Origin of the sequence: Streptomyces sp. NPDC051180 (genome assembly GCF_040689545.1) — a bacterium.
Classification (GTDB): Bacteria; Actinomycetota; Actinomycetes; order Streptomycetales; family Streptomycetaceae; genus Streptomyces.
This window is the reverse complement of record NZ_JBFBBC010000012.1, coordinates 44,345-69,530: the sequence shown is the minus strand read 5'-3', so window position 1 is coordinate 69,530 and position 25,186 is coordinate 44,345. Positions and strand designations below refer to the sequence as shown.

Here is a 25,186-nt window from a genome sequence, read left to right as displayed (position 1 = left end):
ATACGAGGAAGGCTCACCACGGACGCGGTGCCGGATACGCTCACGCCATGGACGTGGTGAGCGACGCGATCGCGACGGTCCGCACCGGGCAGCCCTCCTCCGAGCGGGTGCGGGTGGGCGGACGCTGGTGCACGCGGCTCGACCCGTACGAGGGCGCCGGCTTCCACGTCGTCCTGAAGGGCGGTTGCTGGCTGCTGCCCGACGGCGGCGAGGCGGTCGTGCTCGGCGCCGGGGACGCGGTGCTGCTGCCGCACGGCACCGGACACGTCATCGCGGACGCGCCCGCCGACGCGGCGACGGTGGCGCGGGCGGTGCCGTTCGGCCGGTGGGCGGACGGGACCCTGCCGCGCCCGCCCCTGCCCGTCCCCGGGGAGCGCGGGGTGGAGATGCTCTGCGGCAAGTACCGGCTCGACCGCAGCCATGTGCACCCGCTCCTGGCGGAGCTCCCGCCGCTCGTGCACCTGCCGGGCCGGGCCGACGGCCACCCCGAACTCCGCGCCGCCATCGACCTGCTGGGCGGGGAGCTGGACGGGCGGGGGCCGGGCTCCTGCCTCGCCCTCCCCAGCCTGCTCGACCTGCTGCTCGTCTACATGGTCCGTTCCTGGATGGCGGAGAGCGGGTCCGGCGTCTGGCCGGCGGTGCTGGGCGACCCGGTGACCGCCGCCGCGCTGCGCGCGCTGCACACCGATCCCGCCGCGCCGTGGACCGTCGACCGGCTGGCGGCCGAGGCGGGTGTCTCCCCGCCCACCCTGACCCGCCGGTTCACCGCCCTGGTCGGCCGGCCCCCGATGGCGTACCTGACGTGGTGGCGGCTGACCCGGGCCGCCACCCTGCTCCGGGACACCGGCGACCCGCTGGCAGCGGTGGCCCGGCACGTCGGCTACAGCACGCCGTACGCCCTCTCGCACGCGTTCCGCCGCGAGTTCGGGACGACGCCGGGGCGGTACCGGAGCGGCGCGGAGCGGGTCACCTCGGGTCGAGGGCCCGCTGCGCCTCGTACAGGTTCCGGGGGTGGACCGCCTCCGGTGCGCCGTACGCCTCCACGCGCGCGTGGAGGTCGCCCGTGAAGTCCGGGACGTCGATCTGGTCGAACTCGCGGACCTCGCTGATGCCGACGGTCGCGCTGTACGGGGCGACGGTGTCGATCCTCACGAGGCCCGCGCGGCCGTTGGTGACCGTCACGTTCCAGTGGGCGAAGCGGGCCCCGTAGAGCGGCCCTGCGGAGGCGTCGCCGCCGTGGCGGCCGTCGTTCTCGACGGTGATCTCGGTCCGGACGTCGGCGAACGGCATGCCCCGGTGGGTGTCGAAGGTGCCCGTCTCCATGACCCCGCGCGACCAGACGTTGTGGCTGGAGAGACCCTCGACGTTGATGCCGTGGAGCTGGGTGCCGGCGGGGGCGGGGACGGTGCGGGCCGCGACGTGGAAGTCCTCGACGAGGTTGTCGTGCGCGCCCTCCCGGCAGAAGTAGGGGTGGTGGGAGCCGCGCCCCTCCACGCGGGTGCGGCGGAGGGTGCAGGCGGAGGCGGCGACGAGCCCGAAGCCGTTGTCGACGTGGCGGACGACGACGTCCTCGGCCCAGCAGTCGTACGCGCACTGGAAGACGACGCCGTTGTGGCCCTTGTCGAGGAGGTGCGGCGCCTGCGGCGTCTCGACCGCCGCCAGGGTCAGGCCCACCACTCCGGCGTCCGTGAGCGGCGTGACGCCGGTGACCAGCCGGGGGTCCCACTCGGGGCGGAGGTCGAGGGGGAGGGGCCGTTCGAGGGTCACCGTCCGGCCCCGCACGGCGGTGATCCGCACGGGCCACTCGTAGGGGACGTAGCTGGTCAGCTTGGTCTTGTCGGCCCAGTGGTACGCCTCCGGGCCCGGGCCGCCGCCCGCCATGTGGGCCAGCAGGGTGTGCGCGGGGTCGTCGGCGAGGCGGAGGAGGACGAGGGAGCCGCGCCGGAGGGCCGAGGGGTCCTCGACGGTGACCCGCCGGTCGCCCCGGCGGGCCGGGCGGAGGGCGGTGAGGGTGGTCCATTCGTCGCGGCGGTTGCCGGTCCAGCCCTCGAAGGGCCAGGCCCGGTCGCGTATCGCGGCGACGAGCGAGGCGTGCCGGGCGTGCGGGGAGAGCCAGATCAGGCCGCCGGCCCAGGACCAGGACGACTTGTCGCCGCCGTAGCGGGAGCCGTAGGGGCCGATCAGTTCGGTCAGGTTGCGGGTCGCGAGCAGGGTCGTGCGGCCGGAGCCGGCGCCGCGCAGGACGACCCCGCTGTGGCCGATCCGGAGGTAGTCGTCGATCCGGTACGTCCCCGGCGGCAGCAGGACCGTCCCGCCGCCGCGCTCTCCCGCCTCGGCGAGGGCCCGGTTGATCGCGGGGGCCGCGTCGGCGGAGCCGTCGGGGAGGGCGCCGTGGTCGAGGACGTTCGCGGTGACCCGGGGGCGGGGCGTCCGGCGCGCGCCCGCGTGGGCGCCGGCCCGGCCCACGTAGGGGATCTGCGGATGGGTGAACGGCGCGGCCTCGAACTCCCGCCAGAGCGCCGCGGTGCGGGTGGGCGGGTGGGAGGGCGGGGTGAACGCGGTGGTGCCGAGTCCCGCGGTCGCGGCTCCCGCCACCGCCACCGCGCCGCCGACGAACTGCCTTCTGCCGAGTGCCATGACCGACCCTGAACCTTTCACGTATATGAACGGCATTCAGATCTGTGCAGAGCGCGAGCATGCCAGCAGAAGGCCCTTGCGGTGAAGGGGGCGCGAGGGGTCAGTTACCGGACTTGGCGACCAGGTTCTTGAACGCGTCGAGGTTGCGGGTCGACTCGCCGCGCGACACCCGCCACGCGTACTCGCGCCGGATCGCCGACGCGAAGCCCAGTTCCAGCAGGGTGTTGAAGTCGCCGTCCGCCGCCTCCAGGACGGAGCCGAGCAGCCGGTCCAGCTCCTCGGGCGTGACGGCGGCCAGCGGCAGCTTGCCGGCGAGGTAGACGTCGCCGAGCGCGTCCACCGCGTAACTCACCCCGTACAGCTTGAGGTTGTGCTCCAGCAGCCAGCGGTGGACGCCCGCCTCGTTCTCGTCGGGGTGCCGGATGACGAAGGCGTTGAGCGAGAGCGAGTGTCGGCCGGCGCGCAGCGACAGGGTGGTGAACAGCTTGCGCGTGCCCGGCAGTTTGACGACGTACGAGCCGGGCTCGGGCGACTCCCACTCCAGCTCCGCGTCGTCGAAGACGGACTCGATGATCCGCCGCACGTCCCCGACCGGGTTCCCGGCCTCGTCCTCAGCCATGGTGGGAGCGTACGCGACGGCGGTTCTCCCGCAGCCGGTGGTCGTGCATGGCGGCCGTGTAGACGTCCGCCGTGCCCGAGGCCGCCGTGTCCCAGCCGAACGAACCGGCGTGCAGGGCCGCCGCCGCGCCCATCCGGGCCGACAGCCCCGGCTCGTCCACGAACCTGCCGAGCGCGCGGGCGTAGTCCGCCGGATCGTGCCCCTGGACGAGGAAGCCCGTCGTCTCGTCCCGCACCGCGACGGGCAGACCGCCGACCGCCGCGGCGACGACCGGGGTGCCGGCCGCCTGCGCCTCGATGGCGACCAGGCCGAAGGACTCGCTGTACGAGGGCATGACGAGGACGCTGGCCGCGCGGAACCAGTCCGCCAGCCGGTCCTGGCCCACCGGCGGGTGGAAGCGCACGATGTCCGCGATGCCGAGCCGGGCGGCCAGCTTCTGCAGCCCCTCGGGCTTCGCGAGGCCGCTGCCGCTCGGGCCGCCGACCACCGGCACGACCATGCGGGAGCGCAGCGACGGGTCCCGCTCCAGGAGCAGGGCGGCCGCGCGCAGCAGGATGTCGGGGGCCTTCAGCGGCTGTATCCGGCCGGCGAAGACCGGGATGAAGGCGTCCGGCGGCAGCCCGAGCCGGGCGCGGGCGGCGGCCCGGCCGTCGGCGGGGCGGAAGTGGTCGAGGTTCACGCCGGGGTGGACGACCGCGATCTTGCCGGGGTCCGCCTCGTAGAACCGGGACAGCTCGTCGGCCTCCTCGGCCGTGTTGGCGATCAGCCGGTCGGCGGCGGAGACGATCTGGGTCTCGCCGATGACCCGGGCCGCGGGCTCGGGCGTGTCGCCCTCGGCGAGCGCCGCGTTCTTGACCTTCGCCATGGTGTGCATGGCGTGGACGAGCGGCACGCCCCAGCGCTCGGCGGCCAGCCAGCCGACGTGGCCGGAGAGCCAGTAGTGGGAGTGGACCAGGTCGTAGTGGCCGGGGCGGTGGCCCGCCCACGCCTGCATCACGCCGTGGGTGAAGGCGCAGAGCTGGGCCGGCAGCTCCTCCTTGGCCAGCCCCTCGTACGGACCGGCGTCCACATGGCGCACGAGGACGCCTGGGGTGAGCTCGACGACCGGCGGGAGACCGCCGGTGGTGGCCCGGGTGAAGATCTCCACCTCGATGTCGATGGCGGCGAGGCGCTTGGCCAGCTCGACGATGTAGACGTTCATGCCGCCCGCGTCACCGGTGCCCGGCTGGTGCAGCGGCGAGGTGTGGACGCTGAGCATGGCCACCCGCCGCGGGGTGCGGTGCCGGCCGGGGAGCCGGAGCCTGGTCGGCGCCTGGTGCCGGTGCCGGGTGCCGGCGAACCGGGACACGTACTGGCTCACGTCGGCGGTCCTTCCGCTCGGGGGGGCCTCGGGGGCCGCTCGGGGCACGCTGAGGACACGGAGCGTCCTCCAGCCGCCACAACACCGGAATGACCCCTTTCATTTCCATCGGGGTCGGCGCTTTGCCAATTCGTTGCCGGACCCGGCCCCCTCCCCCCACCCCGTACGCTCATGGGCATGGCCCCGCGCACCACCCGCCCCGTCGGCACACCGACCCGCGGGACCACCAATCCCAACCGTCTGCGCCGCATGGACCGCTGGATCGCCGCCGTCCACGGCCCCGCCCTGCGCCGCTCCGTCGAGCCGCCGCTCGCGGTCGACCTCGGATACGGGGCGGCGCCCTGGACCGCCGTCGAGCTCCTGGCCCGGCTGCGCACGGCCGAGCCGCGCACCCGGCTGTACGGCATCGAGATCGAACCGGCCCGGGTGGAGGCGGCGAAGCCGTACGAGCACGAGGGGCTCGCGTTCGTCCACGGCGGCTTCGAGGTGCCCGTGCCCGGCCGGGTCGCCCTGATCCGGGCGGCGAACGTGCTGCGCCAGTACGACGAGGAGCAGGTCGCGGCCGTGTGGGAGCGGCTGCGCGGGCGGCTCGCGCCCGGCGGGCTGCTCGTGGAGGGGACCTGCGACGAGATCGGACGCCGGCACGTGTGGGTGGCGCTCGACGCGGACGGCCCCCGCACGGTGACCTTCGCGACCCGGCTGGGGTCGCTGGTCCGCCCGTCGGACCTGGCGGAGCGGCTGCCCAAGGCGCTCATCCACCGGAACGTGCCGGGCGAGCCGGTCCACGCCTTCCTGCGCGACTTCGACCGCGCGTGGGCGGCCGCCGCGCCGTACGCCTCGCTGGGGGCGCGTCAGCGCTGGATCCGCTCCGTCCGCGACCTGGCGGCCGACTGGCCGCTCGCCGACGGCCCGCGGCGGTGGCGCCAGGGCGAGGTGACTGTGCGTTGGGAGGCGCTGGCACCCCGGGGCTGAGGGGGCGCCCCGGCCGGGAGTGGGGGGGCGCGGGGCCCTCGGGCCGCGGGCGTCCGGCCCGACTCCCGGCGAAATTCCGGTACGGAGGGAACGCCACGCGCGGATCACTCGTCACCCGTGGGGGGAACGGGCCCGACAGGCCCCGGTTTCCCCTGTTGCTTTCCGGTTTCGCATGGCACTATCACCAAGGTCACCGGCAAGTTACTGACGGTAAATCAGATTTGGTCGCTCGAGGGGGAGCTAGTGAACCGACGCCGCCACGCCACTGCCGCGATCACCGTGATCTGCGCCCTGACCGTGCTGGCCTCGCCTGCGCTCACCCTCCAGGCATCCGCCGCGCCGCTCCCGCCTCCGCCGCCGAAGAAGAGCCTGGAGGAGGTGCGCAAGGAGATAGACGCCCTGTACCGGCAGGCCGCCGTCGCCACCGACGCGTACAACCTCGCCGAGGAGAAGACCCGGGAGCAGTCCGCCGAGATCGTCGAGGTCGCCCGGATGATCGTGGCCGGCCGCGCCAGGATCGAGGCCCTCAAGGCCAGGGCGGGCGCCGCCGCCCGCGCCCAGTACCGCAACGGCGGGCTCCCGGACGGCGCGCAGCTGGTCCTCACCGACGACCCGCAGCTCTTCCTCGACACCGCGGGCCGGCTCAAGGCCGGGGCGAAGGCCACCACGGACCTCCTCGGCGAAATGAACCGCACCCAGGCCCAGTTGGACGTCTACGCCAAGGACGCCGGCGCGAACTGGACCAAGCTGGAGGCGAACCGCGTCCGGCAGGCCAAGGCGAAGAAGGAGATCACCGACAAGATCGCCGCGGCCGAGAAGCTGGAGTCCGAGCTCGCCGCCGAGGAGCGGGAGCGGCTGCGGCGCCTGGAGGAGCAGGCCCAGTACCGCGCCCAGACGACCTGGCTCGGCACCGGCGTGCTCGACGGACTGAAGGCCGGGGCGACGCCGGAGGCCAAGAAGGCCGTCGCCTTCGCCACGGCGCAGATCGGCAAGCCCTACGAGTGGGGCGCCGAGGGGCCGAGCACCTTCGACTGCTCCGGGCTGACCCAGAGCGCCTGGGGCGCGGCCGGCCTCGGCATCCCCCGCACCTCGCAGGAGCAGTGGCGCCTCCTGCCGCGTGTGGACATCAAGGACATGCGGCCGGGCGACCTCATCGTCTACTTCAAGGACGCCAGCCACATCGGCATGTACGTCGGGAACGGCGCCATCGTCCACGCCCCGCGCCCCGGCCGGAACGTGACCCTCGCGGGTGCCGGTTCCATGGAGATCCTGGGCGTCGTCCGCCCGACGTGACGGAGAGCGCCCGAGCGGCGCGAGGCGGCCCGTGGCCACGCGTGGCCACCCGGGGCCGCCCCCTCCCCCGGGACCGGGCGCGGGGCCGTCCCCTCCCGGGGGCCGGGAGCGCGCGGGGCCGTCCCTCCGCCAGGACCACGCGCGCGGCGGCCGGACCGGTGGCCGCGGGGCGGGCGTGACCTTTCTCATTGCCTCCGGGACCCGCCGAGGGGCTTCCGGAGGGCGAGTACCTCCCCTTCCGCGGCATATGCCAACGACGCCGCGCGGGCTCACAGGCTGATCACCATTCCGCTGCGCACCGCCCTACCGCTAGGGTCCGGGACGGGCGGGGCGCCACCCGGCGCCCTGCGCACCCTCGGGGGGAGGGAAGGAAACCCGGACCGATGCCCGTATCGCTACCGCGTCAGAGAATCGTCTCTGCAGCTGCGGGACCCGGCGAGGCCACCCCTATGGACGCCACCGCTATGACAGGCACAGTCACCGCCACAGGCGATCGCACCGATCTGACCCTCCTGGTCGTCGAGGACGACCCGGCGGGTGCTCTCGCCGTACCCGAACTGCTCGACGCCGCCGGCACCCGGGTCCGCATCCGCACCGCCCGCAACCTCACCGAGGCCGAGCGGCTCCTCACCGACGACGTCCACTGCGTCCTCGTCGACCTCTCCCTGCCCGGCCCCCGGGCCGCCGCCGGCGACGACCCGCTCGCACCCCTGCGCCACATCCTGCGCCTCGCCCCGCGCCACGCCGTCCTCGCCCTCGCGGCGTCGGCGGACGCGGAACTCGCGGCCGAGGCGGTACGCGTCGGGGCCCAGGACCACCTCTTCCGCGAGGAGCTCGACGGCCGGCTGCTCAGCCGGGCCATCCGGTACGCCGTCGAGCGCAAGCGCGCCGACGCCGTGCAGGTGAAGCTGGCCGAGTCCCGCCTGCGGGCCCAGGAGAACGCCCGCCTGGAACGCGGACTGCTGCCCACCCCGCTCCTGGAGGGCTCCGACCTGCGGTTCGCGGCGCACTACCGCCCCGGTCGCTCCCGCGCACTGCTCGGCGGCGACTTCTACGACGTCGTGCGCACGCCCGACGGCACCGTCCACGCCATGATCGGCGACGTCTGCGGCCACGGCCCCGACGAGGCGGCGCTCGGGGTCGAGCTGCGGATCGCCTGGCGGGCCCTGACCTTCGCGGGCCTGTGCGGCGACGAGCTGCTCTCGACGATGCAGCAGGTCCTGGAGCACGAGCGGGAGAGCGAGGAGATCTTCGCGACGCTCTGCACCGTCGACATCGCCCCCGACGGGCGCCGGGCCGGCCTCTGCCTGGCCGGCCACCCGTCCCCGCTGATCGCCCGCCAGGGCAGGGTGGCCAGGCTGCTGCCGTACGAGGACGGCGGCCCGGCCCTCGGACTCCTGCCGCGCGCCCGCTGGCCCCGCCGCCAGGTGGAGCTGGGCGGGGCCTGGAGCCTGCTCATGTACACCGACGGTCTCATCGAGGGCCGCTCGGACGGCCCCGACTCACCCCGGCTCGGCCAGGACGGCATGGTCGCGATGATCAACCGCCAGCTGGCCTCCGGGCTGCGCGGCGAGGAGCTCCTGGAGGCGGCCGTCACGGAGGTCCGCTCGCTCAACGGCGGCGAACTGACCGACGACGTCGCCGTCCTGGCCCTGGAGAGGGACCGGACCCGGGGATAGCGGAACGGGCGCCGGACGCCCGGCGCGGACACGGCACAGGGCCCGGGGAACGATCCCCGGGCCCTGTGCCGTCTTCCCGTCCCGCGGGCCGGTCCCCCGGCCGCGGGCGGCTATCGACCGCCGTTGTAGGGGCCGTACGGTCCGTCGCTGCTGGAGCCGCCGCCACGGCGGCCCCGGCCGCCGCCGGAGACCTGCGCGAGCGCGGGGCGCACGTCCACCATGAACACGATGGCGGCGATCAGCCCGGCGATCTGCAGGAACAGCATCGGCAGCAGCAGGTTCAGGACGAGGTTGATGCCCAGGATGATCAGCCAGAACTTCTTCGTCTGCTTCTCGGCCGCGCGGTAGGCGTCCTCGCGCGCCATCGCGGCGAAGACGAGCGCGGCGACGGCGAAGCCGGTGAAGACCAGGAAGATCACCAGGGAGAGAAGGGAGTCGAATCCCGCGCGCAACATGCTGAGCACCGCCTAGTGGAGATGTGGAGAGAGCGCCTCGCGGTCAAGGTACCCGGTACAACGCCCCGGGTACCCGCAATGGTGCCCCGGACGCCTACTCCGTCTCGGCGGCGGCCTTCTTCGACGGGGACTTGCGGGTGGCGGTCCGCTTGGCGGGGGCCTTCCGGGCCTCGGCGGGAGCCTCGGCCGACGCCTCCGCCGGGGTCTCCTTCTCCGCCGCCGGCTCGGGGTCCGGCTCGACGACGACGGCGATCTCGACGATCTCCTCGGCGGCCTCGCCGCGCCACGCCTTGACGGCCTCCTCGCCGTGCGCGGCGACCTCCTCGTACTTCTCGCGGGCCTTCACGGCGTACTCGGCGGCCACGCCGACACCGCGGAGGGCGAAGTCCTGGGCGGTCTCGCCCAGCTTCTTCAGGTCCGTGTCGAGCCCGCCGACGACCTCGGCGAACTTCGACTGCACGGTGGCCTGGGCGCCCTTGGCCTGGGCGGAGACCTTCTCCTGCACGACCTTCGGGTCCGTCTTGCGCACGGCCTCGATGCGGGCGGGCGCCTCGGCCGCGAGCTGCTCGATCAGGCCGGGAACCTTCCTGGCCTGCTGCGCGACGAGGTCGGCGGTGCCGGCGGCGAAGTAGAGAGGGGTACGCAGTTCGTCGATGATGGCCATGCTGGTGGTTCCTCCCGGTGTGGCGTACTAGCTCGGAGTCGGTTCGGCATCGGGCACGTCCGCGGTCTGCGCGGCGGCCTGCTCGGCCTGCTCGGCGGCCGCCGTGGCGGCGGCCTCCGCGGCGTTCTCCTTGCGGAACGAGTCGTAGATCTGGAGCAGCACCTGCTTCTGCCGCTCGTTGATCGAGGGATCGGCCAGGATGACGGCCCGCGTCTCCAGCTCCTCCCGCTCCTTCTCGTCGAGGATCCCCGCCCGGACGTAGAGCGTCTCCGCCGAGATCCGCAGCGCCTTCGCGACCTGCTGGAGCACCTCGGCGCTGGGCTTGCGCAGCCCCCGCTCGATCTGGCTCAGGTACGGGTTCGACACCCCGGCCGCCTCGGCGAGCTGCCGCAGGGACAGCTGCGCGGTCCGCCGCTGGTCGCGGAGGTACTCACCGAGATTGCCGACGTTGAGCGATGCCATGCCCCGACCATGCCAGCTCCTGCTAACTATTGCAAGCAGATGCTTGCAAGCGTGTCGCTCCCGGGAACGGGCGCCGCTCAGGCGTCCAAGTACGGCTCGGGCCGGGTCCAGGGGGTGAGGTCGCTGCTGGTGGCGACCGCCAGGCTCAGACCGGAGGGCGAGAAGCCGGCCGCGCGGAGTTCCGAGTGCCGGGAGTGGAGGACGTGCCACCACGTCCCGCCCGCGGGCCCCCGGTGGGCCCCGCCGTCGGCGGAGAGGAGGACACGGTGGTGCGGCCACTCGGGGCTGACGACGTCCAGGGTCCAGCCGTCCGGCGTGGTGCGGTGCAGACCGCCGCCGAAGAGTCCGGCGATGCGCACCGGGACGCCCGCGAGCGGGCCCAGCCCGGGACAGGAGAGGTCCGGGTCGGCGTCGGGGGTGCTCGTCGCGGGATCGGGCTCCCGGTCGCGGGCGATCCGCTCGCCGGTGACCGCGTCGAAGAGGCCGTGGCCGCCGTGGGACACGACCATGACGAGGTCGCGCCCGCTGTCGGGACAGACGGCGAACCCGATGCCGAGCAGTCCCCCGACGGGAATCCCGCCTGCCCCCACGGGGCGCCACGGTCCGGGGGCGGGCATGACGTCGGCCGCGAGGTAGTGCTCGCGCCGCCGCTGCTGGTACTCGGTGATCAACTCGGCTCCTCGGTGCGGACCGCGTCGGGGGTCGACGGTGCGGCGGCGGGCGTCGGGCCGCGGCGGGCCGCGGCGGGCCCAGGATCCCCCGGTGGGGCCCCCGGCGGCACGTCGATTTTCTGCCAGCCGGGTGGGGGCACCGGGCTCGGGCACGCGTGCGATGCTGAGGGGGTGACCCTTGAGGACCTGGTACGGCTGCGGCGCGCGCGGGACACCATGGACCGCGACTACGCGTCGCCCCTGGACGTACCGGCGCTGGCCAAGGTCGCGCTCATGTCGACCGGGCACTTCACCCGCAGCTTCCGCGCGGCCTTCGGCGAGACGCCGTACAGCTATCTGATGACGCGCCGGGTGGAACGGGCGAAGGCCCTGCTGCGGCGGGGTGACCTGAGCGTCACCGAGGTCTGCTTCGCCGTCGGCTGCACGTCGCTGGGCTCCTTCAGCTCGCGCTTCACCGAACTGGTCGGCGAGACCCCGAGCGCCTACCGGGCCCGCCGCCACGAGACGGGCGCGGCGATCCCGGCGTGCGTCGCCAAGATCTTCACCCGCCCCGCCCGGCACCGCGAACCCGCGGGGAACGCCGAGCCGACCCGACGCCGAGAGCCGACCGGACGGCGAGAACCGGTCAGGATCAGAGAAGCGGAATCGACCGTCGCGATTTAGCGTCGTCGACATGAACGTCAAACTCTCGCAGTGCTTCATCGCCGTCGACGACCACGACAAGTCGCTCGCCTTCTACCGCGACGCCCTGGGCCTGGAGGTCCGCAACGACGTCGGGTTCGAGGGCATGCGCTGGGTCACCGTCGGCTCCCCCGACCAGCCGGACGTCGAGATCGTCCTCGAACCGCCGCTCGCCGACCCCAACGCCTCCCCCGCCGACCGCCAGGCCGTCGCCGAGCTGCTGGCCAAGGGCATGCTGCGCGGCGTGATCTTCGCGACCGACGACGTCGACACCACCTTCGAGAACGTCCGCGCCGCCGGCGGCGAGGTCCTCCAGGAGCCCGTCGACCAGCCCTACGGCGTCCGCGACTGCGCCTTCCGCGACCCGTCCGGCAACATGGTCCGCTTCACCCAGCCCCGCAAGTCCTGACCGCCCCCGCACCGCCGGGCCCGGCAACCGGCCCCCGAACGGCCCAGCCCGCGCGCCGGACCCCGGGCCGCTCCTTCGCGCCGCTCACCGCACCCACGCGGTGAGCGCCGCGAAGTCCGCGGCGACCAGCCCCCGCCGGGCGTCCACCCGGTGCAGCAGCGCCGGCCCGGCGTGGTGCGCGGCGACCCAGGCCCGGTCCGCCGGTCCGATCTCGTCGTCCACCCAGGCGAACGGCCGCCCCTCGGCCCACGCCACCAGCGCCGGGGTCTTCCAGTGGAGTCCCGGCGCGCCCGGGCCGTCCGTCCAGGGCAGGACCGGCAGCTCGGGCAGCCCGAGGCGGGGCGCGACCCAGGCGTTCGCGTCCGCCTCCCAGGTCGTCGCCCACACCAGCTCGTACGGCAGGGCCGCGAGCCGCGACCCCTGTGCGGGATCGAGCCGCGCGAGGAGCGGACTCCGCCCCCACTGATCCGCTTCTCGACAATCCGCGACGGATCGAGTCTCGTTACGCTGGCAGGCATGACCGCCATGGCGCCCACCCGGACCGAGCCCGACCTCTCCTACCTTCTCGACCACACCAGTCACGTCCTGCGGACGCGGATGGCGGCGGCACTGGGCGAGATCGGGCTGACCGCGCGCATGCACTGCGTGCTGGTGCACGCGCTGGAGGAGGAGCGGACGCAGGCGCAGCTCGCGGAGATCGGGGACATGGACAAGACCACGATGGTGGTGACGGTCGACGCCCTGGAGAAGGCGGGGCTGGCCGAGCGGCGGCCGTCGAGCACGGACCGGCGGGCGCGGATCATCGCGGTGACGGAGAAGGGCGCGGGGGTGGCGCGGGAGAGTCAGCGGATCGTCGACGGCGTGCACGAGGGCGCCCTCGGTTCGCTGCCCGAGGAGGAGCGCGCCGTACTCGTCCGCGCGTTGAACCGGCTGGCGACGGGCCACCTGGAGACCCCCGTCGAGAGCGCCAGGCCCGCCCGCCGGGCACGGCAGCGCGGCTGACGCGGGGCGCATCCACCATACGAAAGCAGAACAAACGGGACGAACTCCCCCACACCTCGGAACTACTCTCGTAAAAAATAGTCTGCAACAAAACCTTCTGCTAGCGTCTTACCTGTTGCCTCCCTCGGACAGGAGAGACCCATGCCCACCACCACCCGCCCCCGCACCCCCGCCGCGGCCTCGCGCCGGCTCGCCCTCGGCGTCCTCGCCACCGGCATGCTGATGACGGTCCTCGACGGCAGCATCGTCACGGTCGCGATGCCCGCGATCCAGGGCGACCTCGGGTTCACGCCCGTCGGACTCAGCTGGGTGGTGAACGCCTACCTGATCGCCTTCGGCTCGCTGCTCCTGCTCGCCGGCCGCCTCGGCGACCTGATCGGCCGCCGCCGGATGTTCCTCGCGGGCACCGGGATCTTCACCGCCGCCTCGCTCCTCGCCGGGGCCGCCGCGGACCCCGGCGTCCTCATCGCCGCCCGCTTCCTCCAGGGCGTCGGCAGCGCGATGTCCTCGGCCGTCGGCCTCGGAATCCTCGTCACGCTCTTCACCGAACCCCGCGAACGCGCCCGTGCCATCGCCGTGTTCAGCTTCACCGGCGCCGCGGGAGCCTCCGTCGGGCAGGTCCTGGGCGGCGTCCTCACCGACGCGCTGGCCTGGAACTGGATCTTCTTCATCAACCTGCCGATCGGCCTCGCGACCCTCCTCGTCGCCGTCCGCGCCCTGCCCGCCGACCACGGCCCCGGCCTGCGGGCCGGCGGCGGCGCCGACGTCGCGGGCGCGCTGCTGGTCACCTCCGGCCTGATGACCGGCATCTACGCGGTCGTCAAGATCGAGGAGTACGGGGCCGGTTCGGCGCACACCCTGGGCCTCGGCGGCCTCGCCGCCGCCCTGCTGGCCGGCTTCCTCGTCCGCCAGACGAGGGCGGCGAACCCGCTCATGCCCCTGCGGATCCTCCGCTCGCGGAGCGTCGCCGGCGCCAACACCGTCCAGATGCTGATGGTCGCCGCCCTGTTCTCCTTCCAGGTCCTCGTCGCGCTCTACCTGCAGAAGGTCCTCGGGTACGGAGCCGCCGAGACCGGCCTCGCGATGCTGCCCGCGGCCGTCGTCATCGGCGTCGTCTCCCTCGGCGTCTCGGCCCGCCTCATCGCCCGCTTCGGCGAGCGGAACGTGCTGCTCGCCGGGCTCGTGCTCCTCGTCGGCGTCCTCGCCCTGCTGACCCGCGTCCCCGTCCACGCCTCCTACGCCACCGACCTGCTCCCCGTGATGCTGCTCGCCGCCGGCTTCGGGCTCGCGCTCCCCGCCCTCACCTCCCTCGCCATGTCGGGTGCCGAGGAGGCCGACGCGGGCCTCGCCTCCGGCCTGTTCAACACCACGCAGCAGATCGGCATGGCCCTCGGCGTCGCCGTCCTCTCCACCCTGGCCGCCACCCGCACCGGATCCCTCACCGAGGCCGGCCGCCCGGCAGCCGAAGCCCTCACCGGCGGCTACCGCCTCGCGTTCGGCGTCGGCGCCGGACTCCTGCTGCTCGCCCTGGCCGTCGCCCTCACCGTCCTGCGCCGCCGACCGGCACACCCGCGGGAGTCCCTGACAATGGCGGCATGAGAGCCGACCGACTCGTCGCCGCCCTGCTCTTCCTCCAGACCAGACAGCGGGTCACCGCCGCCGAACTCGCCGCCGAACTGGACGTGTCCGAACGGACCGCCCGCCGGGACCTCGAAGCGCTCGCGAGCGCCGGGGTCCCGGTCTATTCGCAGGCCGGCCAGGGCGGCGGCTGGTCGCTCGTCGGCGGCGCCCGCACCGACCTCACCGGCCTGACCGCTCCCGAGATCCGCGCACTGTTCCTCCTGACCGGAGCGGACTCCGCCGCCCCGAACCAGGAGACCCGCACCGCCCTGCGCAAGCTCGTACGCGCACTCCCCTCCCCGCTCAGAGAGGGCGCCGAGGCCGCCGCCCGCGCCGGGGTCGCCGACGGCGCCGACTGGACGGGGGCCGACACCGGGGAGCCGCTGCTCGCGCCCGTCCAGCGGGCCGTGGTCGAACGCCGCGAACTCAGGATCGGGTACGCCCGGCCCGGCCGGGACCCGCACGAGCGGACCGTCCGCCCGCTCGGGATCGCCGCGAAGGCCGGAGCCCGCTACCTCGTCGCCGACACCGACCGCGGGCTGCGGACCTTCCGGATCGGCCGCGTCACCTCCGTCGCCGAGACCGGAGCCCCCGTCGTCCGGCCCGAGGGCTTCGACCTCGCCGCCGTCTGGCGGACGCTCGCCGCCCGCATGGAGGACCGGCTGGTCGCCGCGACGGTACGGGGAAGGGCGGCCCCCGGCACCGAACAGATCCTGGAGGGCCTGCTCGACGGGCGGATACGGTACGGCGAACGCACCCCCGACGGCTGGACCACCATCGAGGCCGACGGCCCGTCGCCCGAGGTGATCGCCGCCCGTCTCGCCGGGCTCGGCGCCCGCGTGGAGCTCCACGAACCGCCCGAGGCCCGCGCCGCGCTCGCCCGCGTCGGCGCCGAACTCGCCGCCCTCTACGGACCGCCGCCCGCCCCCTGACCCGGCGGCGCCCCCCGGACCGGCCGCGGGCTCAGAAGATGTCGGGCGAGAACGGCCGCAGCGGCGTGCGGAACAGCAGATCGGCGCGGGCCGCGGCGCCCGCCGTCCTCTCCTCGACGCGCCCGAGCCGGACCAGCCGTACGGCCGACTCGTCGCCGAACGCGAGCGTGCCCGACTCCGCGACGTCGAAGGCGAGATCGGCCGACTCCGAGGTGGGGACGCAGGACACCCCCGCAGGGGAGGCGTCCAGCCGGAACCGCCCGCCGGCGAGCCCGTCGGCGTCGCGCACGTCGAGGACGAGGCGGTCGGCCACCGGGTACGTCCTGCTCTCCAGGACCCGGACGACGTCCAGGACCCGCACCCACAGCATGTCCACGTACGTCAGCGTCTTCGCCGCGCGCGGATCCGGCAGCAGCAGCGGCAGCGGGTCGTCCGGCGCCCGGTAGCCCGAGCGGACCGTGGCGATCCAGTCGATCGAGCAGAGGTAGTGCCACAGGGCGCGCTCGGCGGCCGGGGTGACCGCGATCAGGTCCCGCACCGTCGCCGTGTTCACCGGCTGCTTGGCGTCGTCCCACTTGTCGTCGGCGTGATAGGAGACGTACCCCTCGACCTCGCCGGACTCCGAGCGGTAGACCGCGTAGTAGGGCTCCCGCCACGGGGCGCTCTGATGGCCGAGACCGGTGCCGATCTCCCAGCCGCGGGTGTCGCGGTTCGTCACCCCGGCGCGGACGGCGGCGAGCCGCCGGTGCACCTCGGGGCCGGTCTTGCGGATCTCCTCGGCGTCCGTCAGGTCGATCCGGCCGCCGTCCTCCGGGCGTCCCGAGCGGCGCGGGTCGAGACCCGTGCGGCGCACGTCCACGCTCCACTCGGTGGTCCAGCTGGCCGCGCCGAAGCCGTACCGCCCGTAGATCGGGTACTCGGCGGCGATCAGGGTCGCGACGGCGTCCCCGCGCTCCTTCGCGGCGGCCAGGTCCTCGGCCATCATCCGGCTGAGCAACCCGCGCCTGCGGTGCGTCGGCGAGACGGTGACCTGGGTGATCGCGTCCGCGGTGAGACTGCCGCCGCCGACCGTGCTGACCTCCTGCCGGAACGACCGGAAGGTGGCGACGACGCGGTCCCGGTCGAAGGCCCCCAGGGTCCGCCCCAGGTCGGCGTTGGCCAGCCGGTCCGCCACCTCCTCGTCCGACACGACCGGCGGCCGCAGGAACCCGGTGCGCAGCGCCCGCTGCCATGCGGGGAACTCGGACTCCGTCACCGTGCGCACGTCGACAGTCATCCTCCGACCCTACGCACGGCCCCGGCACGGCCGCACCCCGGTTTGTGCCCGCCCGCACCCGGGCGGCCCGGGCTCAGGCCAGCAGGTCGTCGACCTGCGCCTCACCCTCCCGGTAGCGGCGGGCGATCTCCGCGCTGCAGTCGTCGGCCGTCCGCTGGAGGTGCTGGCGGCGGCGCGAGACCTGCTGCTCGTATCCCGCGAGCCGGCCCATCGCCGCGTGCAGTTCGTCGTCCGTCCGGGCCGTCAGGTCCGACAGCTCGACCTCCGACAGCATCTCGGCCGCGAGCCGCCGGTACTCCTCGCCGCGCGGCGTCGACAGCGTCACGTGCCGGGCCGACGTGCGGTGCCGGGACGGCACGTCGGCGAGGATCTCGGAGAGCCGGTCGAGGACCGGCGCCTCCGGATCGGTCCGCCGGGCCAGCTCGGCCCGCAGGATGTCGATCCGGCCCTGGAGCATCCGCCGGACGTAGCTCAGGTCCGCCTCGTCGCTCTGGGCGTCGCGGCGCAGCGTGCGCAGCTCGGGCAGGCGCAGTGTGCCGAGGTCGGGCTGGGTCCGTTCCGGCAGGGCGGGTTCGGCGGTCCGCTGGACGGGTGGGCGCGTCACGGGCCCTCCGCCCGGTCCCGCGACCGGGGTTCCGGAGCGGGTCAGCGGTACGGGGCCGGGCGGCGTCGGCCCGGTGGCAGGTGCACTCATGAGAATCGTCCCCTCGACCGGTGCGGAGCCGCACCGCCTCCCCCGCATGGTGCCACTCCTGCCCGCGCGCGTGCAGGCGCTCTGCACCCGTTCGGCCCCTCGTCCTTCGGGACGGGGTCCGGTCGGTAGGTTGGTGCGCATGCGAGCAGTGGTGCAGAGGGTCGACGGCGCGAGTGTCGTCGTCGCAGGGGAGACCGTCGGTGAGATCACCGGCGAGGGGTTGTGCGTGCTGGTCGGGGTGACCCACGACGACACTCCGGAGAAGGCCGCCCAATTGGCCAGAAAGCTCTGGTCCGTCCGGGTGCTCGACGGCGAGAAGTCGTGCTCCGACGTGAACGCGCCGCTCCTCGTCATCTCCCAGTTCACCCTCTACGGAGACGCCCGGAAGGGCCGCCGCCCCACCTGGAACGCGGCCGCGCCCGGCCCGGTGGCCGAGCCGCTCGTGGACGAGGTCGTCGCCCGGCTGCGGGAGCTGGGCGCGCACGTGGAGACGGGCCGCTTCGGAGCGGACATGCGCGTCTCGCTCACGAACCACGGCCCGTTCACGGTGCTGGTCGAGGTCTGACCCGCCGCGGCCCGGCAGGGGCCGCGGCGGAGGGAAGTCCTACGGTTCGACGACGGTCTCCTGGGCGGCGGCCGTCGTGCCGACGATCAGCGGGGCGTCCACCGGCACGTTCCGCTTCACCAGGGCCAGGGCGATCGGCCCGAGCTCGTGGTGGCGGACGGCGGTGGTGACGAAGCCGAGCTGGCGGCCCTCCTCGCCGTCGGCCGCGAGCCGGACCGGCGTGCCGTGGCCCGGCAGCAGCACCTCGCTGCCGTCCAGGTGCAGGAAGACCAGGCGGCGCGGCGGCTTCCCCAGGTTCTGCACCCGGGCGACGGTCTCCTGGCCCCGGTAGCAGCCCTTCTGGAGGTGGACGGCGCTCCCGATGAGGCCGACCTCGTGCGGGATGGTCCGGTGGTCGGTCTCGAAGCCGAGCCGGGGCCGGTGCGCCTCGACCCGCAGCGCCTCGTACGCGAGGATGCCCGCGGCCGGGCCGTGGGAGGCCGCGAAGGACTCAAGACCGGCGCGGGGCAGGAACAGGTCGCGGCCGTGCGGGGTCTCCCGTACGACGACGCCCTCGGGCACCTCGGCGATGGAACCGGCCGGGAGGTGGACGACCGCGATGTCGTCCGTGCGGTCGGCGACCTCGACCCGGTAGAAGAACTTCATCGACTCCAGGTAGGCGACGAGCTCCTCGCGCGTCCCCGGCTCGACGTGCGCCCAGACCGTCTCGCCGTCGTCGACGAGGTACAGGGCGTGCTCGATGTGCCCGTTCGCGGAGAGGATCAGCGCCTCGGTGGCCCGCCCGACCGGCAGGTCGGTCATGAACTGGGTGACCAGCAGGTGCAGCCAGTTCAGCCGGTCGTCACCGGTGACGGCGATGACACCGCGGTGGGAGAGGTCGACGAAGCCGTTCCCCTCGGCGAGGGCGCGCTGCTCACGGAACAGGTCGCCGTAGTGCGCGGCGACCCCCTCGTCGCGCCCTTCGGCGGCGACGGCACCGGGCAGGGACAGCAGGGGGCTGGTCGAAGAATGTCGCTGCATGACAGAAAGCCTACGACTCCGCGGCCGCGGCCTTCCGGGCGCAGTCCGCACACCTGCCGAAGATCGCGAAGTGCTTCATGTCGGTCTCGAAGCCGAAGGTCTCGCGGAGCTTCCCGGTGAACTCGGCGGCCACTTCCACGTCCGCCTCGATCACCTCGGAGCAGTCCCGGCAGACCAGGTGGAGATGGTGGTGCCGGTCGGCGAGGTGGTACGTCGGAGCCCCGTGCCCCAGATGGGCGTGGCTCACCAGCCCGAGCTCCTCCAGGAGCTCCAGGGTCCGGTAGACGGTCGAGATGTTCACCCCGGACGCGGTCCTGCGGACCTCGACCAGGATGTCGTCGGGCGTCGCGTGCTCCAGCGCGTCGACGGCCTCCAGGACAAGCTGGCGCTGCGGCGTCAGCCGGTAGCCGCGCTGCCGCAGATCGCTCTTCCAGTCGGTGCTCACCACGCCCCCCAGTGTAGGAGGGCGCGGCGCGTCACCCCAGACCTTCGTCGGTCCGCGACGGTCTCTAGCGGAAGAAGGCGATGCCGTCGTCCGGCATGTCGGGCAGGTTGCGGGCCATCTCCGCGACCTCCTCCGGCGTGACGACCTTCTTCAGGTGCGCCGACATGTACGGCCGGAGCGGGACCTCGGGGGTCGCCTTCTCGCCCACCCACATGAGGTCGCTCTTCACGTAGCCGTAGAGCCGCTTGCCACCGCTGTACGGGCCCGAGGCCGCGGTGCGGGCGACGGCGTCCGTCGCGAGGTCGATCTGCGGCTTCTGGTCGGCGAGCTCGCCGTACCAGATCTCCACGATGCCCTGGTCGCGGACCATGACGACCTCGACCTGGCGGTCCTTGTCGATGCGCCAGAAGCCGCTCTCGCTCTCCAGCGGACGGACCTTGTTGCCGTCGCCGTCGAGGACCCAGGAGTGGGAGGTGTACTCGAGGAAGTCACGGCCGTCGTGGCTGAAGGTCACGGACTGGCCGAAGTTGCACTTCTCGGCGCCGGGGAAGTCGGAGACGCCCGCGCCCTCCCACGTACCGAGCAGGAACGCGAGGGGGACGAGGTCCGGGTTGAGGTCGGACGGAATCTCGATCATGAGCAGCTCTGGCGTTCTCTAGAAGTGGTTACCGCTGGCCCTGGTACAGCTTCTTCACGGCGAGACCGGTGAAGGCGAGCACGCCGACACAGACCAGGACAAGCAGAGCTTCGAAGAAAACGATCACGGGGTGCTCCTCGACTGAGCGGTGAAGGCGGAACGGGCCGGACCCCAGCTTAGTGGGCGGGGGCCCGGCCCACTCGGTGAGGTGGGTCTCCGGCCCGTCCCCTAGCCGAGCAGCTGGTTCTGCAGGGTGACGGTCTGCCGGAAGGGCACCTCCAGCGCCTCGCCCGCCCGGGTCTGGGTGATCAGGGCGAGGGTGTCGCCGGCCTGCACGTAGGCCCAGCGCGTCTGCTCCGGTCCGTAGGGCTTCTTCTCGCGGAAGGCGGACGCCTCGGTGTCCGGCACCTCGATGTCCTCCGTGAAGGTCTCCGGGACGAGGTACTCGACGCCCTCGGGCATCGTCCTCAGGCCGTCGATCTCGTACCCGCCGCGCAGCGTGTCCTCCTCGTACTGCTGCGCGTACGCCACCGAGCCGAACCGCAGCAGGTGGATGCTGGTCCGGGTGCCGTCCGGGGTCGTCCAGGCGCGCACCGCGATGTTCCGCAGGACGGAGTCGGCGAGCGCCTGCCGCATGTCGGCCCGGTACTCCTTCCCGTAGAGGGAGAGGTAGGCGTCGACGGAGGCGAACGCGCCGTCCGCCTTCGGGTCGACGGTCGCCCCCGCCGGCGCGGGCAGCAGCAGCCGTCGCGGGTCGGCGTGGTGGATCTCGCCGTCGTTGTCGTCGCCGAACGGGCGAGGCCGGTCGGCCGGCAGTGCCGGAAGGCTGAGCCGCGGGTACTCCCACCGGCCGTCGCTCTCGGTCGCCAGGCCCGGCACGTCCTCCCGGTCGAGGGCGGTGATCCCCATGGCCGTCCCGGCTCCCGCGCCTCCGCACACCACGACGGCGGCCGTCCAGCGGGCGACGGCCCACAGGACACGGCGGCTCCGCCGGGGGGCGGCCGGCGCGGGCTCGGGCGCGGATGCCGGCTCGGGCACGGATGCAGGTGCGGGCGCGGGCACGGATGCCGGCTCGGGCACGGGTGCGGGTGCGGACTCCGGCTTCGGCTCGGGGGCCGGTTCCGGCGTGGAGGCGGCGGCCGTCTCGGCCGGCTGCTCGGTCATACGTACTCCCCCGGGGAATCGATGTGCCCGAGCTGCTTCTCCAGCAGCTCGGCGACGGCCTTCCGGTCGAGGGGTCCGGCGCCGTACGCCAGGACGGTGACCAGGTACTCGCCGGTGTAGGCGGTGCAGGTCATGGCCCGCAGCGCGGCCTCCCTCTCCTCCTTGTCGCCCTCGGTGGGCTCGGGCAGGAGGTGGCAGGCGGCGTTCCGCTCGTGGCCCGCGACCTTCGGCCCCTTGCGGAGCTTCAGCGCCTCGGAGAGCTTCGTGCGCGTGTCGAAGAAGCCGCGGACCGCCTTCTTGTCCTTCATCTTCAGGACCAGCACCTCCACCTGGAGGTCGCTGTCGTAGGTGGCGTAGGAGCGCAGCGCGATGCCCTGGAGGCCGAGGGCGTCGATCCGCCGCTCGTACTCGCGGCGCTTCTTGCCGTAGACGCCCCTGCCGTTCGCCTTGACGAGGTCCGCGGCCTGCCGGGGCCCCAGCTCGCCGTCGTTGCCGTACCCGCCGATGTCCGAGCCCAGCTCGTAGCCGTACGGCATCGGCAGCAGGAGCTTGCTCAGCGGGGTGGAGGCGCGCCCCCGGGAGACGCCGGCGGCCGGGTCCTCGGACTCCACCTTCGGGGTGGGCTCCGCCCACGCCACGGTCGGCGCGGTCCGGTCGGCGCCGTCGACCGTGACGGCGGTGTAGGCGACACCGCCGCCGAGGGCCCCGAGGACGAGCGCGCCCGTCAGCACGCCCACCAGGAGGCGGCGCCCGCGGCGTGCGGTCCCGGCGCCCGGGACCCGCCCGTCCGGCGTCCGCGCGGCCTCGGGCGCCCCGCTCTCCGTCCCGCTCTCCGTCCCGCCGTCCACGACGTCGTCCACGCTCTTGTTCTCCTCGCCGCTCACAGGCGCTCCAGCTGCCGCTCGGCGAGCGAACTGATGTCCTTCTCGGCGATCTTCTTCGTGTCGAAGATCATGATCTCCATGGCGATGTCCCCCCGCTGGGCGAACGCCCGGGCCTCGTAGAGGTCGAGGTATCCGGCCTCGCGCTCCACGGGGTAGAGGAAGGAGCGGCCGTTGCCGGAGCCCTTCAGCTCCTCGCCGCCCGTCCCGGCCTGGTCCTCGTCGGCGGCGAAGGCGATCTGGTCCTCCACGAAGTTCAGCGCGCCGATCTGCGACCCGGGCCGGTACTGGAGGAGGTTGACCGTGACGTGGCGGTACGCGCCCACCCGCCACGAGCGGGTGGCGACGCGGCGGACGCCCTGCTCCAGCTGGAACTCCATTGCCGCGTCGGGCCAGTTGTAGTCGGAGGTGTAGGCGGAGAGCGACACCCACCCGTCCTCCCCGTCGGCCTTCGCCCCGGCCGGGCGCGGCACCAGCAGCTTCCGCAGGTCGCCGTCGGTCCTCACCTGCCGGTCCTCCTTCGCCGACAGCGGCTCCGGCTCCTCGCCGGCGGCGAGCGGCTTGGCCGGGTGGGCGAGGCCGGGCTGGTTGAGTGCGGCGAGCGGGGTCGGCTCCCGGTCGGCCTGGATGCGGTAGCCGACGGCCGTGCCGCCGACGACGCCGAGGACGGCCGCGACCGCGATGAGCCCGACCGTGCGCCGGACGCGACGACGCGGCCGTACGACGACGGGCCGGTCGCCCTCGACGGCGGGGTCCTCGGCGGCGGGCTCCGCGGCGGCGGGGTCGACGGCGGGCACGGGTGTGGCCGACGTCTCGGCGGCCGGGGCGGCCGGTGTCGGGACCGGAGGCCCGGGTTCCGAGGCGGGCCGGGAGTCCGGCGGTGGTGCGATATCCGGATTCCGTCCGGTTTCTGCGATGCTCAAGAGTCCCCCCACGAGACCTGAAGCGCGGATTCCGTCATCCGCGCATCCAGCTGACACGTGACGACCGCATGAGGTTGCAGGGGGGCGCATTACAGTTCGGTATATGGCGAAGAAGCTCGTGATCAAGGTGACCGCAGGGGCCGACGCCCCGGAACGCTGCTCGCAGGCATTCACGGTGGCGGCCGTCGCCGTCGCGAGCGGGGTCGAGGTCTCGCTCTGGCTGACGGGCGAGTCGTCGTGGTTCGCGCTGCCGGGCAAGGCGGCGGAGTTCGAGCTTCCGCACGCCGCGCCGCTGCCGGACCTGATCGAGTCGATCCTCGCGGCCGGCCGGGTCACGCTCTGCACCCAGTGCGCCGCCCGCCGGGAGATCACCGAGCAGGACGTCCTCGACGGCGTCCGCATCGCCGGCGCGCAGGTCTTCGTGCAGGAGGCGATGTCGGACGACACCCAGGCGCTCGTCTACTGACCCGTCGGCTCAGCGGTCCCGGCGCCTCTTGCCGTCCAGCTCGTCCCACCACTCGTCGGACTTCGGGTCCCCGGACGGGTCGTCCCACCAGCGGTCCTCCGGGCCCCGTCGGTTCGCGACCATCGCGGCGACCGGCGGGATGACCATGGCGACGACGCACATGCCGACGGCGACGGGCATCGAGAAGAGGCGCACGACAGCCCAGGCGCCCACGAAGAGGACCAGGCAGGCACCCATCATCCAGAAGTAGACGTGCCGACGCCGTGCGTACACACCTTCAGCGTACGGCCGGGCGGGCCGCCGGGCACCGGTGGAGAACGCGGAAGACCGGAGGGCCGTGCCTCTAGTCCTGGAAATGGCGTCCAACCCCCCAGGAGGCACGGCCCTCCGGCCGTTCGGTGTCGCGGATCAGACCGCGATGGCGACCTCGGCCAGGCCACCCTTCTGGGCGACGACCTGACGGTCGGCGGTGCCGCCGGGAACCAGGGCGCGGACGGTCCAGGTGCCCTCGGCCGCGTAGAAGCGGAACTGTCCGGTGGCGGAGGTCGGGACCTCGGCCGTGAACTCGCCGGTCGAGTCCAGGAGGCGGACGTAACCGGTGACGGGCTCGCCGTCCTTGGTCACGAAGCCCTGGATGGTGGTCTCACCGGGCTTGATCGTCGAGGCGTCGGGGCCGCCGGGCTGCGCTCCACACATGATGTTCTGTCCTAACGGTCGAGGGGTCCGGAGGGGAGGAGTCCGGGGACTTACTTGTTGGCGCCGAGCTCGATCGGCACGCCGACGAGGGAGCCGTACTCGGTCCACGAGCCGTCGTAGTTCTTGACGTTCGTGACCTCGAGCAGCTCGTGCAGGACGAACCAGGTCAGCGCGGAGCGCTCACCGATGCGGCAGTAGGCGATGGTGTCCTTCGCCAGGTCGACCTGCTCGGCCTCGTAGAGGGCCTTGAGCTCGTCGTCCGACTTGAAGGTGCCGTCGTCGTTGGCGTTCTTCGACCACGGGATGTTGCGGGCGCTCGGCACGTGGCCGGGGCGCTGCGACTGCTCCTGCGGGAGGTGCGCCGGCGCGAGCAGCTTGCCGGAGAACTCGTCGGGCGAACGGACGTCGACCAGGTTCTGGGCGCCGATCGCGGCCACGACGTCGTCGCGGAAGGCGCGGATGGAGGAGTCCTGGGCCTTGGCCTTGTACTCGGTGGCCGGGCGGGCCGGGACCTCGGAGCCGTCGACCAGGTCGCGGGAGTCGAGCTCCCACTTCTTGCGGCCGCCGTCGAGGAGCTTCACGTCCTGGTGGCCGTAGAGCTTGAAGTACCAGTAGGCGTAGGAGGCGAACCAGTTGTTGTTGCCGCCGTAGAGGACGACCGTGGTGTCGTTCCCGATGCCCTTGGCCGAGAGGAGCTTCTCGAAGCCCTCCTGGTCGATGAAGTCGCGGCGGACCGGGTCCTGCAGGTCCTGGGTCCAGTCGATCCGGATGGCGTTGCGGATGTGGTTCTTCTCGTAGGCCGAGGTGTCCTCGTCGACCTCGACGAGGGCGACCTGCGGGTTGTCGAGGTTGGCCTCGACCCAGTCCGCGTCGACCAGGACGTCGCTGCGAGCCATGTTGTTCTCCTCCGGGGCAGTGTGCGGCGGTGTGGTGCAGGTGGTGCGGTGTGTCGTGCGGTACGCG

29 protein-coding genes and 1 pseudogene are annotated in these 25,186 nt (G+C 73.5%); 11 read left to right on the top strand and 19 right to left on the bottom strand.

Going from position 1 to position 25,186, the window contains the following annotated elements:
- Positions 1-47: 47 nt before the first annotated feature.
- Positions 48-1,067, top strand: coding sequence for an AraC family transcriptional regulator (locus AB0424_RS21890; protein WP_366307876.1), 1,020 nt, complete (start codon positions 48-50; stop codon positions 1,065-1,067).
- On the opposite strand, the gene AB0424_RS21885 is transcribed toward AB0424_RS21890, so the two are convergent.
- The 3 genes from AB0424_RS21885 to mshA form a co-directional block, all read right to left on the bottom strand.
- The gene (locus AB0424_RS21885; protein WP_366307874.1) at positions 967-2,637 is read right to left on the bottom strand and encodes a glycosyl hydrolase family 28-related protein; all 1,671 of its coding nucleotides are present in this window, start codon (positions 2,635-2,637) and stop codon (positions 967-969) included. The genes AB0424_RS21890 and AB0424_RS21885 overlap by 101 nt on opposite strands.
- Before the next feature lie 100 nt (positions 2,638-2,737).
- The gene (locus AB0424_RS21880; protein WP_366307872.1) at positions 2,738-3,256 is read right to left on the bottom strand and encodes a YbjN domain-containing protein; all 519 of its coding nucleotides are present in this window, start codon (positions 3,254-3,256) and stop codon (positions 2,738-2,740) included.
- Positions 3,249-4,616: a D-inositol-3-phosphate glycosyltransferase gene (gene mshA / locus AB0424_RS21875; RefSeq protein WP_366307870.1), complete on the bottom strand. Its 1,368-nt coding sequence runs from the start codon at positions 4,614-4,616 to the stop codon at positions 3,249-3,251. The genes AB0424_RS21880 and mshA overlap by 8 nt, the downstream gene beginning before the upstream one ends.
- Before the next feature lie 177 nt (positions 4,617-4,793).
- Here mshA and AB0424_RS21870 point away from each other — a divergent pair, with 177 nt between their 5' ends.
- From AB0424_RS21870 to AB0424_RS21860, 3 genes are all read left to right on the top strand, one after another.
- On the top strand, positions 4,794-5,588 hold the full coding sequence (locus AB0424_RS21870) for a class I SAM-dependent methyltransferase (protein WP_366307868.1): 795 nt from the start codon (positions 4,794-4,796) through the stop codon (positions 5,586-5,588).
- A gap of 243 nt (positions 5,589-5,831) precedes the next feature.
- The gene (locus AB0424_RS21865) at positions 5,832-6,881 is read left to right on the top strand and encodes a C40 family peptidase (protein ID WP_366307866.1); all 1,050 of its coding nucleotides are present in this window, start codon (positions 5,832-5,834) and stop codon (positions 6,879-6,881) included.
- A 449-nt stretch (positions 6,882-7,330) separates the two neighbouring features.
- A complete protein-coding gene (locus AB0424_RS21860; protein ID WP_366307864.1) occupies positions 7,331-8,560 on the top strand; it encodes a fused response regulator/phosphatase in 1,230 nt (409 codons plus the stop codon).
- 110 nt (positions 8,561-8,670) lie between these two features.
- On the opposite strand, the gene AB0424_RS21855 is transcribed toward AB0424_RS21860, so the two are convergent.
- The 4 genes from AB0424_RS21855 to AB0424_RS21840 form a co-directional block, all read right to left on the bottom strand.
- On the bottom strand, positions 8,671-9,015 hold the full coding sequence (locus AB0424_RS21855; RefSeq protein ID WP_026058798.1) for a DUF2516 family protein: 345 nt from the start codon (positions 9,013-9,015) through the stop codon (positions 8,671-8,673).
- 94 nt (positions 9,016-9,109) lie between these two features.
- Positions 9,110-9,679 (bottom strand): hypothetical protein, encoded by a 570-nt coding sequence (locus tag AB0424_RS21850; protein WP_366307862.1) that lies wholly within the window; start codon positions 9,677-9,679, stop codon positions 9,110-9,112.
- Between the two features lie 27 nt (positions 9,680-9,706).
- Entirely contained in the window at positions 9,707-10,141 is a 435-nt protein-coding gene (locus tag AB0424_RS21845; RefSeq protein ID WP_366307860.1) for a helix-turn-helix transcriptional regulator, read from the bottom strand.
- A 77-nt stretch (positions 10,142-10,218) separates the two neighbouring features.
- Entirely contained in the window at positions 10,219-10,812 is a 594-nt protein-coding gene (locus AB0424_RS21840) for a hypothetical protein (protein ID WP_366307858.1), read from the bottom strand.
- Positions 10,813-10,983: 171 nt separating this feature from the next.
- Here AB0424_RS21840 and AB0424_RS21835 point away from each other — a divergent pair, with 171 nt between their 5' ends.
- Together AB0424_RS21835 and AB0424_RS21830 are read left to right on the top strand one after the other, a co-directional pair.
- Positions 10,984-11,475, top strand: coding sequence for a helix-turn-helix transcriptional regulator (locus AB0424_RS21835; RefSeq protein ID WP_366307856.1), 492 nt, complete (start codon positions 10,984-10,986; stop codon positions 11,473-11,475).
- A 10-nt stretch (positions 11,476-11,485) separates the two neighbouring features.
- The gene (locus AB0424_RS21830) at positions 11,486-11,902 is read left to right on the top strand and encodes a VOC family protein (protein ID WP_366307855.1); all 417 of its coding nucleotides are present in this window, start codon (positions 11,486-11,488) and stop codon (positions 11,900-11,902) included.
- An 84-nt stretch (positions 11,903-11,986) separates the two neighbouring features.
- Here the strand turns inward: AB0424_RS21830 and AB0424_RS21825 are convergent.
- Positions 11,987-12,355, bottom strand: a pseudogene (locus tag AB0424_RS21825) (hypothetical protein); the annotation flags it as partial.
- Positions 12,356-12,418: 63 nt separating this feature from the next.
- Here AB0424_RS21825 and AB0424_RS21820 point away from each other — a divergent pair.
- From AB0424_RS21820 to AB0424_RS21810, 3 genes are all read left to right on the top strand, one after another.
- Positions 12,419-12,904 carry a MarR family winged helix-turn-helix transcriptional regulator gene (locus AB0424_RS21820; RefSeq protein WP_366307853.1) on the top strand — a complete coding sequence of 162 codons (486 nt, stop codon included), beginning with the start codon at positions 12,419-12,421 and terminating at the stop codon, positions 12,902-12,904.
- 141 nt (positions 12,905-13,045) lie between these two features.
- Positions 13,046-14,503: an MFS transporter gene (locus AB0424_RS21815; RefSeq protein WP_366307851.1), complete on the top strand. Its 1,458-nt coding sequence runs from the start codon at positions 13,046-13,048 to the stop codon at positions 14,501-14,503.
- Complete coding sequence (locus AB0424_RS21810) at positions 14,500-15,456, top strand: WYL domain-containing protein (RefSeq protein ID WP_366307849.1); 957 nt, start codon at positions 14,500-14,502, stop codon at positions 15,454-15,456. Before AB0424_RS21815 ends, AB0424_RS21810 begins: the two co-directional genes overlap by 4 nt.
- A 31-nt stretch (positions 15,457-15,487) precedes the next feature.
- On the opposite strand, the gene AB0424_RS21805 is transcribed toward AB0424_RS21810, so the two are convergent.
- On the bottom strand, positions 15,488-16,732 hold the full coding sequence (locus AB0424_RS21805) for a GNAT family N-acetyltransferase (protein WP_366307848.1): 1,245 nt from the start codon (positions 16,730-16,732) through the stop codon (positions 15,488-15,490).
- Positions 16,733-16,805: 73 nt separating this feature from the next.
- On the bottom strand, positions 16,806-17,426 hold the full coding sequence (locus tag AB0424_RS21800; protein WP_366307847.1) for an ABC transporter substrate-binding protein: 621 nt from the start codon (positions 17,424-17,426) through the stop codon (positions 16,806-16,808).
- Positions 17,427-17,565: 139 nt separating this feature from the next.
- On the opposite strand from AB0424_RS21800, the gene dtd reads away from it, so the two are divergent.
- Positions 17,566-17,991, top strand: a complete 426-nt coding sequence (dtd, locus tag AB0424_RS21795) for a D-aminoacyl-tRNA deacylase (RefSeq protein WP_366307845.1) — start codon at positions 17,566-17,568, stop codon at positions 17,989-17,991.
- Between the two features lie 39 nt (positions 17,992-18,030).
- On the opposite strand, the gene AB0424_RS21790 is transcribed toward dtd, so the two are convergent.
- The 6 genes from AB0424_RS21790 to AB0424_RS21765 form a co-directional block, all read right to left on the bottom strand.
- Positions 18,031-19,011, bottom strand: coding sequence for a folate-binding protein (locus tag AB0424_RS21790; protein ID WP_366307843.1), 981 nt, complete (start codon positions 19,009-19,011; stop codon positions 18,031-18,033).
- Positions 19,012-19,021: 10 nt separating this feature from the next.
- Positions 19,022-19,459, bottom strand: coding sequence for a transcriptional repressor (locus tag AB0424_RS21785; RefSeq protein WP_366307842.1), 438 nt, complete (start codon positions 19,457-19,459; stop codon positions 19,022-19,024).
- A 61-nt stretch (positions 19,460-19,520) separates the two neighbouring features.
- Complete coding sequence (locus tag AB0424_RS21780) at positions 19,521-20,093, bottom strand: FABP family protein (RefSeq protein ID WP_366307840.1); 573 nt, start codon at positions 20,091-20,093, stop codon at positions 19,521-19,523.
- Between the two features lie 228 nt (positions 20,094-20,321).
- Positions 20,322-21,257 (bottom strand): hypothetical protein, encoded by a 936-nt coding sequence (locus AB0424_RS21775; protein ID WP_366307838.1) that lies wholly within the window; start codon positions 21,255-21,257, stop codon positions 20,322-20,324.
- Entirely contained in the window at positions 21,254-22,141 is an 888-nt protein-coding gene (locus tag AB0424_RS21770) for a hypothetical protein (RefSeq protein WP_366307836.1), read from the bottom strand. The genes AB0424_RS21775 and AB0424_RS21770 overlap by 4 nt, the downstream gene beginning before the upstream one ends.
- Positions 22,138-22,935: a hypothetical protein gene (locus tag AB0424_RS21765; protein ID WP_366307834.1), complete on the bottom strand. Its 798-nt coding sequence runs from the start codon at positions 22,933-22,935 to the stop codon at positions 22,138-22,140. Before AB0424_RS21765 ends, AB0424_RS21770 begins: the two co-directional genes overlap by 4 nt.
- 229 nt (positions 22,936-23,164) lie before the next feature.
- Between AB0424_RS21765 and AB0424_RS21760 the strand changes: the two genes are divergently transcribed.
- Entirely contained in the window at positions 23,165-23,527 is a 363-nt protein-coding gene (locus tag AB0424_RS21760) for a DsrE family protein (RefSeq protein WP_366307832.1), read from the top strand.
- A 9-nt stretch (positions 23,528-23,536) separates the two neighbouring features.
- On the opposite strand, the gene AB0424_RS21755 is transcribed toward AB0424_RS21760, so the two are convergent.
- From AB0424_RS21755 to AB0424_RS21745, 3 genes are all read right to left on the bottom strand, one after another.
- Positions 23,537-23,800 (bottom strand): DUF3099 domain-containing protein, encoded by a 264-nt coding sequence (locus tag AB0424_RS21755; protein ID WP_366307830.1) that lies wholly within the window; start codon positions 23,798-23,800, stop codon positions 23,537-23,539.
- A gap of 135 nt (positions 23,801-23,935) precedes the next feature.
- A complete protein-coding gene (locus AB0424_RS21750; protein WP_017242395.1) occupies positions 23,936-24,223 on the bottom strand; it encodes a DUF1416 domain-containing protein in 288 nt (95 codons plus the stop codon).
- Positions 24,224-24,273: 50 nt separating this feature from the next.
- The gene (locus AB0424_RS21745; RefSeq protein ID WP_366307828.1) at positions 24,274-25,119 is read right to left on the bottom strand and encodes a sulfurtransferase; all 846 of its coding nucleotides are present in this window, start codon (positions 25,117-25,119) and stop codon (positions 24,274-24,276) included.
- Positions 25,120-25,186: the final 67 nt, after the last annotated feature.